This is a genomic window from Pseudoalteromonas sp. TAB23, from assembly GCF_000498075.1.
GTDB lineage: Bacteria > Pseudomonadota > Gammaproteobacteria > Enterobacterales > Alteromonadaceae > Pseudoalteromonas > Pseudoalteromonas arctica.
Genome location: NZ_AUTP01000101.1, coordinates 1 through 10,862, shown reverse-complemented (window position 1 = coordinate 10,862; position 10,862 = coordinate 1). Strand labels below are relative to the sequence as shown.

Below are 10,862 nucleotides of genomic sequence, written 5' to 3'. Positions count from 1 at the left end.
CTGCCGATACCGCACCGTTACCAATGTTAGTACCTGGTACGTTAATTACGCTGTGGTTTGGCATAAACGGCGCAAGATGCGATTTAACACCAATTGGGCCAACACCTGGACCACCGCCACCGTGTGGAATACAAAATGTTTTATGTAAGTTTAAGTGCGATACGTCTGAGCCAATAAAGCCTGGGCTTGTTACGCCAACTTGCGCGTTCATGTTTGCGCCGTCCATGTAAACTTGGCCGCCGTGCTCATGAATAATGTCACAAATTTCGCGAATTGTTTCTTCGTATACGCCGTGCGTAGACGGGTATGTGATCATGATGCACGATAAGTTTTCAGACACTTCCTCAGCTTTCGCTTTAAGGTCAACCATGTCTACGTTACCGTTTTTATCGCAGTTAACTACTACAATTTTCATGCTCGCCATTTGCGCTGATGCAGGGTTAGTACCGTGCGCAGAGCTTGGGATCAAACATACATTACGGTGTGCGTCACCGCGTGACTCGTGGTATTTACGAATCGCGATTAAGCCTGCGTATTCACCTTGTGCGCCAGAGTTTGGCTGAAGTGATACTGCATCGTAACCGGTAATGTTTACTAGCCAGTCGTGTAGCTCGCCAATCATTATTTGGTAACCTTCTGCTTGATCTAGCGGGCAGAATGGGTGAAGGTTTGCAAACTCAGGCCACGTAATTGGGATCATCTCGGCAGTCGCGTTTAGCTTCATGGTACATGAGCCTAACGAGATCATTGAGTGATTAAGCGATAAGTCTTTGCTTTCTAGTCGCTTAATGTAGCGAAGCATGTCTGTTTCGCTATGGTAGCTGTTAAAGTTTGGATGCGTTAGTACTTCGTCGTCACGTACTAAACTTGCAGGAATTGACTCGCTGCCATTTGCTTCAACGTCTGCTGCAATAGCGTCAACACTTAGGCCATGGCCTTCGCCTAAAATAACATCGAATAACTCAGCTACATCGGCGCGTGTGGTGGTTTCTGAAACCGAAATTGAGTATTCGCCATCGTGGTTTGTAGCAAAGTTAACACCTTTGGCAAGAGCACGTGCAATTACGTCATCTTTACTGTCGCCAACGATTGTTAGCGTATCAAACCAAGTACTGTGCTTAAGTGCGATGCCTTTAGCTTTTAAGCCTGTTGCTAAAATATCAGCAAAGCGATGTATACGCTGCGCGATAGTTTTTAAGCCTTGTGGGCCGTGGTACACCGCGTAAAACGCTGCCATGTTGGCAAGTAATACTTGCGCTGTACAAATGTTTGAATTGGCTTTGTCGCGGCGAATGTGTTGTTCGCGCGTTTGCATTGCCATACGTAGTGCGTCGTTACCTAAACGGTCTTTAGATACACCAATAATACGACCTGGTAATGAACGCTTGTATGCGTCACGTGTTGCAAAAAATGCAGCATGTGGGCCACCATAACCCATAGGTACGCCAAAACGCTGAGCCGAACCAAGTACTACGTCTGCGCCTAATTTACCCGGTGCTTTTAATAGTAATAAACTCATTATGTCGGCAGCAACACAGGCAATGGCCTTTTTGCTTTGTACGCCAGCAATTAGGTCTGTTATGTCTACCACTTCGCCTGATGTAGTTGGGTATTGAAACAATGCGCCAAAAATATCAAAGTTAACGGCATCTTCTGCTTTACCTACAATTATTTCAAAACCAAACTGCTCGGCACGCGTTGTTACTACGTCGATTGTTTGTGTGTGTACGTCGTCGGCAATAAAAAAGGCATTGGCTTTTTTAGCTTTTGATACGCGTTTTGCAAGGCCCATAGCCTCTGCAGCCGCTGTTGATTCGTCAAGTAGTGATGCGCTTGCTAAATCAAGACCGGTTAAATCTAGGGTCATAGTTTGGAAGTTTAATAATGATTCTAAACGCCCTTGAGCAATCTCTGGCTGATACGGTGTGTACGCTGTATACCAACCTGGATTTTCTAGTACGTTACGTAAAATTACGTGCGGTACGTTAGTTGGGTGGTAGCCTTGGCCAATGTACGATTTGAAAACTTTATTTTTGCTGGCTACTGATTTTAGGTAGCTTAGTGTTTCAACTTCAGTACGGCTTTGTCCAACTGTTAGCGGTTGTTCTAGACGAATGCTAGCCGGTACAGTTTGGTCGATCAGCTCTTGCACACTCGATACTTCTAAAGCACTTAGCATATCGCTTACTTGTGCTGGGCTTGGCCCAATATGGCGGCGAATAAAATCTTGCTTTTGCTCTAGTTCTTCAAGAGATTTGGCGTTTGACATGAATCCAGATTCCTATGATCCTAAATGCTAATGGGTAACTAGCATTAATTAAAATATTTGACGATTTAACAGTTCACTCAGTATGGGGTGGTGAGCTGTAAAATCATAAAAGCCCCATTTTTATACATTAAACGGGGCTTTTAGTTATCTTCAAAAAATGATTATTCTTCGTCGATAGTGTGCGAGTAACCTTCAGCGTCTAATAAGTTGTCTAGCTCAGACTCGTCAGATGCTTTAATACGGAATAACCAACCGTCGCCGTAAGCGTCGTTGTTTACTGTTTCAGGTGAATCTTCAAGCTCTTCGTTAATAGCAACAATTTCGCCACTAATTGGTGCGTAAATGTCTGATGCTGCTTTAACCGACTCTGCTACTGCACAGTCTTCGCCAGCGTCTACTTCGTCGCCAACTTCTGGTAATTCAACAAATACCATGTCGCCAAGAAGTTCTTGTGCATGCTCAGAAATACCAACAGTAAATGTACCGTCGCCTTCACTGCGAACCCACTCGTGTGAAGGTGCGTATTTTAACTCGCTAGGAATGTTGCTCATTTTATTTGTCCTTTGGTTTATATTGGGAGGATACCAATCGCAATAATTATTGTGATTGGTATAACCAAATTATTTAAATTATTGATTTACCGTTACGTACAAAGCTAGGCTTTACTACTTTAACGTTTACTAATTTTTTACGCATTTCTACTTGAGCTGTATCGCCTGTTGAACGTGGTACACGTGCAAGGGCTACACTAAAACCAAGTGTTGGTGAAAAAGTACCAGAAGTAATAATACCTATCCCACCGTCAACAATTACTTTAGAACCGCTACGCAAAACGCCTTTTTCTTCAAACACTAAGCCAACTAGTTTGTCAGTGCTTTTTTCTGCGCGTTGCTTAACAAGTACGTCACGGCCAATAAAGTCGCGATCTTCTGGTTCCCATGCAATGGTCCATGCCATGTTAGCTGCAAGTGGTGATACGCTTTCGTCCATATCTAGGCCGTAAAGGTTCATACCTGCTTCTAAACGTAGCGTGTCGCGTGCACCTAAACCAGCAGGCTTAACACCTGCGTCTAGCAGTTGTTGCCATAAATCGGCTGCTTGGTCGTTCGGTACTACTATTTCGTAACCGTCTTCGCCAGTATAACCCGTTGTGGCAATAAATAAATCACCTACTTGAACACCAAAAAATGGCTTCATACCTTCAACAGCTGCTTGTTGCTCAGCATTTAAAAGAGTGGCTGTTTTTGCTTTAGCGTTAGGGCCTTGTACTGCAATCATTGCAAACTCAGGGCGCTCTGTAACAGTTACGTCAAAGTCGCTCGATACGTTAGCTAAATGCGCTAGGTCTTTTTCGCGCGTTGCTGAGTTAACAACTAGGCGGTAAAAGGTTTCGCTAAAGAAATAAATAATTAAGTCGTCTATTACACCGCCTTGCTCGTTAAGCATGCCTGTGTAAAGCGCTTTACCTGGCACGGTTAATTTTGCAACGTCGTTAGCTACTAGCTTACGTAAAAATGCTTGTGCTTGAGGCCCTTTAATATCAACAATAGTCATGTGTGATACGTCAAACATACCTGCGTCGGTACGCACGCTATTGTGTTCTTCTATTTGTGAGCCGTAGTTGATTGGCATTTCCCAGCCATGAAAATCAACCATTTTAGCGCCCGCTTCTAGGTGCTTAGCATGTAGTACAGTTTTAGAAGTCATAACATTCCTTCACGTTTAAATTAACCCTGTTTAGGGCGTGGCTTAAATAGACTTTAATTGCTTAATCGCAATTAAAAACAGGTAAACATTGTTATGTTCACCTGTTGTTTGTATTCGTTATGCGGCTTCACTATGCATAAGTGCAAAACCTTGCGCTTGCATGTAGCTTTGCCATTTTTGTAATTCTTGTTGTTTAGCGACTAATACAAAGTGTTGTTCGTCGTTTTTATCAATGGCGGTAATAAATACATCACCACTTTGCGCACCGTAGCATAGTTGCGCGTCAGAAAGGCGCAAACCTGGTGTTAATTTAAAAGCATTTACTAGAGTATCAAACGCGTTATCGCCACTTAAAATAAAGCTTGCTAGGTCGGTGCGTACTACATAATCAATATCAAAACGTAGCTGTTGCTCGTTTATAAGTGCTTGTAGTTGAAGGCTTGCGTTGTGTGGCAGTACGAATCTAAAGGCGGTTTCGCTAAAGTAATAAACAGCAAAGCTGTAGTCAGAATTATAGTCGCCATCAAGCGTGCCTTTTAAGCCTAAACCGCTGGCGGTAAGCTTAGTTAAATCGAGCCCTAAAATAGTGCTTAAAAATACACTGGTTTCGGTGCCGCTAAAATCCATTACAACGTGATTGTTGTTAGTTTGCAAAGCGTTAGTAACCGCACTACTTGCGTTGCTGTGGCGGGCAAACATTATTGGGTTAAAAGTCATAACAAACACCTGTGTATTTTCGATTACAAAAGTATATTGCCCACGCCTACCAACAACAAATTGTAATTTTTTATCAATTGATAAATAATACTTATATATATAGCTATATAAATTGTAATTTTAAATATGAAAAACATATCAACAGACGGTTTACGTACTTTTGTGATGGTAGTTGAAATAGGCGGCTTTGCTAAAGCAGGCGACTTACTTGGCCTGTCGCAACCTGCTGTAAGTTTGCAAATAAAGCGCTTAGAAGACGTGCTCGGCTATAAACTATTTAAAAAACAAGGACAGCGCCAAGTATTAAACCAGTACGGCGAGCTATTATTGCCTATGGCAAAACAAATGATGCAACACAACGATGCTATTTTGCAGCAGTTCACCTCAGAAAATATCGCGGGTAAAGTGCGCTTGGGTATTCCGAGCGAATTTGCAGCGCGCATTTTACCTTCTATCATTGGCGACTTTGTGGCGCTCTACCCTGAGGTATCGTTAGAGGTTAAATCGCGTTTAAGTAAACATTTACTTTCGGCCTCAAGGCAAGATCAGTTCGATTTAGTACTTGCGCTCAATGAGCGACTTAACTCTGATAAGTTTCCTATTTTTATGCAAGACGAGTTAGTGTGGGTGGGCGACCTGTCACTTGCGCAAAACGACGTGGTTACGCTAGTTACTGCCCCAGAGGGGTGTATTTATCGTCGTCGTGCAATTGATGCATTAAAAAATGCAGGCATAAAATACCGAATTGTATATAGCAACGCCGATTTAACCGGCCTTATTGCTGCATTAAAAGAAGGCTTAGGTATTACCGTACTTGCTAAAAGCACAGTACCGAGTGAGCTTAACTATCAAGTTCAAACCAAACATTTACCCACTCTTGGTAATATTGGTATTAGTTTAATTAAAAGTTCGGGTGAATCTGATCATGCAGTAGATAAGCTCGCGGAGTTTATAGCGCTACGTTTAGGCTATAGCTAATCAAAACTTTATAACGAGTAAAGCAATTACAAATTAATACAAAAGAAAGTATTTAGTTAACAAGGTTGCATAAGTAGGTGTTTTTAGTTCTATTAAACTGAACAATTAAATACTTAATAACATTGATTCGTATTCGTTAACGTGTTCAAATTACGCCAATTAAGATAATTGACATGATTAGGAACACAATGAACCCTAAGTTTTTAGTATCTACCCTGGCAACTGCGGTTGCTTTGTCTTTTAGTGCTACTGCAATAGCAAAAGACACCAGCAATAAAGAACAACGCTTTGAACAAATTACAGTTATTGGCTCAGAACAAGCAATTAACGATATTCCTGGTTCGGCTACGTTTATTTCTGATGAAGAACTTCAAAAATTCAAATTTACTGATATTTCTCGCGTTTTAGCGTCTGTTCCGGGCGTGTACGTGCAAGAAGAAGACGGCTACGGCCTTCGTCCTAATATTGGTATGCGCGGCACAGGTACTGGTCGTAACGATAAAATATCAGTAATGGAAGACGGTGTATTAGTTGCACCAGCACCATACTCAGCACCATCTGCTTACTACTTCCCTACTACAGGTCGTATGGAGTCTATTGAAGTATTAAAAGGCGCGGCATCAGTTAAGTATGGCCCGCGTACTACGGGCGGTGTTTTAAACTTACTTTCGCGCAGCTTACCTACTGAGCCAAATAGCTCAAAAGGTATGGTAGATGCAGCCCTTGGTGGTGATGGTTATTACAAAGGTCACGCTTACTTCGGTAAAGAAAAAAACAACACAGCAGGCTTAATTGAAGTATTTACTTACGGCGCAGACGGCTTTAAAGAGCTACCAGTAGGCAATGACAACACCGGCTTTGAAAAAACAGATTTACTATTAAAGTTTGGCCATACGTTTGGTCAAAACGATGCGCATAATCTTGAGCTAAAAATTAAGTACTCTGACGAAACATCAGACGAAACATACATGGGCTTAACTGACGAAGACTATCAAGAAAGTCCTTACCGTCGTTATGCTGCATCGCAAAACGATGAAATGAATACGCGCCACAACGCATACCAACTTAACTATGCGTACCGTTTTGGTGATGGCTATGAATTTTTAGCAACGGCTTACTTAAACGATTTTCATCGTAACTGGTATAAAGCCAGCAGCGTAGGTTTAAGTACTCTTGAGCAGTACAGCGATTTTGAAGCAAACCCTACAAGCGAAGGTATTGAAGGTATTGGTATTAAAGCTAATAACCGCGATTACCAAGCTAAAGGTATTCAGTCTGAATTACATATTCCTGCAGGCGATCACTATGTAACTGTTGGCGTACGTTACCACGAAGACGAAATGGATCGTTTTCAATGGGAAGACAAATACACACTTAATCAAGACCTAAGCTTAACGCTTACAGAGCAAGGCGTTCCGGGCTCTGACAGCAACCGTGTAGATAGCGCAGAAGCAAGTACATTGTTTATTCAAGACGAGTGGACAATTGATGCATTAGTAGTAAGTGCAGGTCTTCGTTATGAAGACATTACTATTACGCGTGAAGAGTGGTCTAAATCAGATCCAACACGCAGCAACGGTTTAACTAAAGATGTGTCGAACGACACTGAAATTTTAGTGCCGTCACTAGGTGCTACTTACACGCTTAACGAAAACGTAACGCTACTTGCGGGCATTCAAAAAGGTTATGCACCAGCAGCACCTGGTAATGCTGACCAAGAAGAAGAAGAAAGTGTAAACATTGAGTTTGGCTCTCGCTTTAATATGGATGGCTTTAGCGGTGAAGTAATTGCGTTTTACTCTGACTACAGCAACATGCACGGTAACTGTACTGCAGCGGTTGGTTGTAGCGACGACAACATTGGCGACCAATACAACTACGGTGAAGTAGAAGTAGCGGGCTTTGAATTTAGTGCAGCACGTACGTTTGCAACTGATACAGCTATGTTCCCAGTTAAATTAACGTATACCTACACAGACTCTGAGTTTAAAAACGATTTTGATTCAGAAATTTGGGGCACGGTAGAAAAAGGTGATGCAATGCCTTACGTACCAGAAAACCAAGTAGCATTATCGTTAGGTGCTGAGTTTTCTGCGTTTGTAGTTAACAGCCAAATACGTTATGTGTCTGATGCGCATGCTAACTTAACGCAGTCGGGCTTAAACGCAATTGATAGCCGCGTAGTATGGGATTTAGCTGCTAAATACTTAATCGATGAAAATCAAAAAGTATACCTAAGCGTTGATAATTTGTTTGATAAAACATACGTTGCTAACCGTTCAAACGGTGGCATTCAACCTGGTAAGCCACGTACTGTTCAAGTAGGCTACACATACTCATTCTAACGAGTTAAATAGCTCTCTAGCTGCGTTAAAAATAACTCATATAAGAACAACTATATTTCGTTATTTTTGCCTTGCTATAGAGTTATTTTCCTATCGCTATAATAGAGCATCAATTGATGTAAAGTTAAAAGCGTAAGTTACAGATACAAAAAAGCCGAGATTGAATTTCAATCTCGGCTTTTTAATACATAAAACTTATCGTTTTATATATTAGTTATTTGCGTTACGTTGGCGCAATACTTCAAACAAACAAATACCCGTGGCTACCGATACGTTTAAGCTTGAAACAGTACCCGCCATTGGGATTTTAACGAGCATATCGCAATGCTCACGCGTTAAGCGTCGCATGCCCTCGCCTTCTGCGCCCATAACAATCGCCATTGGCCCCGTTAAGCTTGCATCAAATACGTGGTTATCAGTTTCGCCAGCAGTGCCTACAACCCATACGCCTGCATCTTTAATTTCGCGAAGCGTACGTGCAAGGTTAGTCACTTGAATTAGCGGTACTGTTTCGGCTGCGCCACAAGCTACTTTACGTGCTGTGCCGTTAAGCTTGGCAGAGCGATCTTTAGGTACAATTATAGCGTGAACACCAGCAGCATCTGCACTACGTAGACATGCGCCTAAGTTATGCGGATCGGTAATACCATCAAGCACAAGTAAAAACGGTGTGTCTTCACGAGCAATTATTGCATCAAGATCTTTTTCGTTAAACGTTGGCGCTGCTTTTACGTTGGCAATAATACCTTGATGCTGCTCACCCTTTGATTTGCTATCAAGGGCTTTACGCTGCATAAACTGTACTGAAATACCAAACTTACGTGCTTCATCAATAATCGGAGTTGAGCGTTTGTCGTCACGACCTTTAAGGGCGTAAATTTCTACAAAGCGCTCTGGCTCGCTTTCTAAAATTGCTTCAACAGAGTGAAAGCCAAAAATTAATTCATTACTCACGTATTATCTGCTCCTGGGCTAGTACTTTTACGGGCATTTTTGCCAGCTCTTTTAGGCTTTTTAACAGCCTTCTTCTTCGGCTTTTTCTTTACGGCAGTGTCTGCTGCTTTTTTATCTGCGGGTTTAGTTGCAGACTTATTTGCAGGCTTGCCTTTATCTTTATTTGCTGGCTTTTTTTTACCTTTTGGTTTGTCATCACTGTGCGACTTTTTACCCGGTACTTTGCCTGCTTTTAATTGCGAACGCACACTTGCTGGCGCATGCTCAGATTTACCTGAGCCTTTTTTTGGCGCACGACGACGTGAGTATCTGTCTTGTGCAACATCGCCTTTAAGCGTTAAGTTGATACGGCGATCGTCTAAACTAACCGACGCAACTTTTACTGTTACTTTATCGCCAAGGCGATAAACTTTGTGAGAGTGCTCACCTATTAGGGTGTGTTTTGCAGCATCATGCGCAAAAAACTCATCGCCTAAATTAGTAACATGAATAAGCCCATCAATTTGTAAATCGTCTAAACGAATAAACAAACCAAAGTTAGTGACCGATGAAATAACACCGTCAAACTCGTCACCTACGTGATCTTGCATAAACTCACATTTAAGCCAATCCGCTACTTCGCGAGTTGCATCATCGGCGCGGCGCTCTGTGGTAGAACACTGCTCACCAAGTTGATCAACTTCGTCGTCGGTATAAGCGTATTCGCCAGACGTTTGCTGACCTTGTGCTTTTATAACTGCTTTGATAGCACGATGTACTACTAAATCTGGGTAACGACGTATTGGCGATGTAAAATGCGCATAAGCCGATAACGCTAAACCAAAGTGACCAATGTTATCTGGCTGATATACAGCTTGTTTCATTGAACGCAGTAGCATAGTTTGAATAAGCTCGGCTTCTGGGCGGTCACCTAGTCGCGCTAATACTTGGGTTATTTCTTTTGGCGTTGGCTCGTCGCTTAATGTACTTTCGATACCTAACTCGCCTAAAAACTTAGTAAAGTTACCTAGTTTTTCGCTGTCTGGTTCGTCATGCACACGATAAAGCGCGCTTGCTTCGTGCTTTTCAAGAATTTTAGCCGCCGATACGTTGGCTAAAATCATACATTCTTCAATCAGTTTGTGCGCGTCGTTACGAATAACAGGCACTATTGATTCTATTTTACGCTGAGCGTTAAATACAAAACGTGTTTCTAGGGTTTCAAACTCAATGGCGCCACGGTCTTGGCGTGCTGCTTTAAGTGCCATATACATTTGCTGTAAGTCAGTTAAATGTGGCACTACGGCTGAGTATTCTTCGCGTAGTTTTTCGTCGTTTTGTAAAATGGCATTTACTTTGGTGTAAGTTAAACGCGCATGCGAGTTCATTATCGCTTCGTAAAACTTATAGCCCGAAAGTTTACCCGAGCTCGATACGGTCATTTCGGCAACCATACATAAGCGATCTACTTTTGGATTAAGCGAACATAATCCGTTAGAAAGCACTTTTGGTAGCATCGGAATTACTTGCTCAGGAAAATACACTGAGTTACCACGCAAAATTGCTTCTTTGTTAAGCGGCGTGTTCATTCCTACGTAATGCGATACATCGGCAATGGCAACCCATAAGCGCCAGCCACCCGATTTTTTAGGTTCACAGTACACGGCGTCATCAAAGTCGCGAGCGTCTTCGCCATCAATGGTTACAAGTGGTAAGTCACGTAAATCTACGCGGCCTTTTTTGTCAGCGTCTTCAACAAACTCACCTAGGTGAGCAACTTGTGCTTCAACTTCTTCTGGCCATACATGTGGAATATCGTGATTGCGCAGTGCGACTTCAATTTCCATACCTGGGGCTAAATGCTCACCAAGTACATCAATAATTTTACCTACCGCGTTCATGTTGCGGCTTGG

8 protein-coding genes are annotated in these 10,862 nt (G+C 42.3%); 2 read left to right on the top strand and 6 right to left on the bottom strand.

Features of this window, described 5'->3' with window-relative positions:
- The 4 genes from gcvP to L654_RS0102490 form a co-directional block, all read right to left on the bottom strand.
- On the bottom strand, positions 1 to 2,269 hold a 2,269-nt coding region (gene gcvP, locus L654_RS0102505; protein WP_024607171.1), incomplete at its 3' end, for an aminomethyl-transferring glycine dehydrogenase.
- A gap of 161 nt (positions 2,270 to 2,430) precedes the next feature.
- A complete protein-coding gene (gene gcvH, locus L654_RS0102500; RefSeq protein WP_024590231.1) occupies positions 2,431 to 2,820 on the bottom strand; it encodes a glycine cleavage system protein GcvH in 390 nt (129 codons plus the stop codon).
- A gap of 73 nt (positions 2,821 to 2,893) precedes the next feature.
- On the bottom strand, positions 2,894 to 3,976 hold the full coding sequence (gene gcvT, locus L654_RS0102495; protein ID WP_007579945.1) for a glycine cleavage system aminomethyltransferase GcvT: 1,083 nt from the start codon (positions 3,974 to 3,976) through the stop codon (positions 2,894 to 2,896).
- A gap of 117 nt (positions 3,977 to 4,093) precedes the next feature.
- Complete coding sequence (locus L654_RS0102490; RefSeq protein ID WP_002958026.1) at positions 4,094 to 4,693, bottom strand: hypothetical protein; 600 nt, start codon at positions 4,691 to 4,693, stop codon at positions 4,094 to 4,096.
- A 126-nt stretch (positions 4,694 to 4,819) separates the two neighbouring features.
- Here L654_RS0102490 and L654_RS0102485 point away from each other — a divergent pair, with 126 nt between their 5' ends.
- Positions 4,820 to 5,671 carry a LysR family transcriptional regulator gene (locus L654_RS0102485; protein WP_024607170.1) on the top strand — a complete coding sequence of 284 codons (852 nt, stop codon included), beginning with the start codon at positions 4,820 to 4,822 and terminating at the stop codon, positions 5,669 to 5,671.
- 188 nt (positions 5,672 to 5,859) lie between these two features.
- Entirely contained in the window at positions 5,860 to 8,016 is a 2,157-nt protein-coding gene (locus L654_RS0102480; protein WP_024607169.1) for a TonB-dependent receptor, read from the top strand.
- Positions 8,017 to 8,226: 210 nt separating this feature from the next.
- Here L654_RS0102480 and rlmB read toward each other — a convergent pair whose 3' ends face one another.
- A complete protein-coding gene (gene rlmB / locus L654_RS0102475; protein ID WP_007378377.1) occupies positions 8,227 to 8,970 on the bottom strand; it encodes a 23S rRNA (guanosine(2251)-2'-O)-methyltransferase RlmB in 744 nt (247 codons plus the stop codon).
- On the bottom strand, positions 8,967 to 10,862 hold a 1,896-nt coding region (gene rnr, locus L654_RS0102470), incomplete at its 5' end, for a ribonuclease R (protein WP_024607168.1). The genes rnr and rlmB, both read right to left, overlap by 4 nt.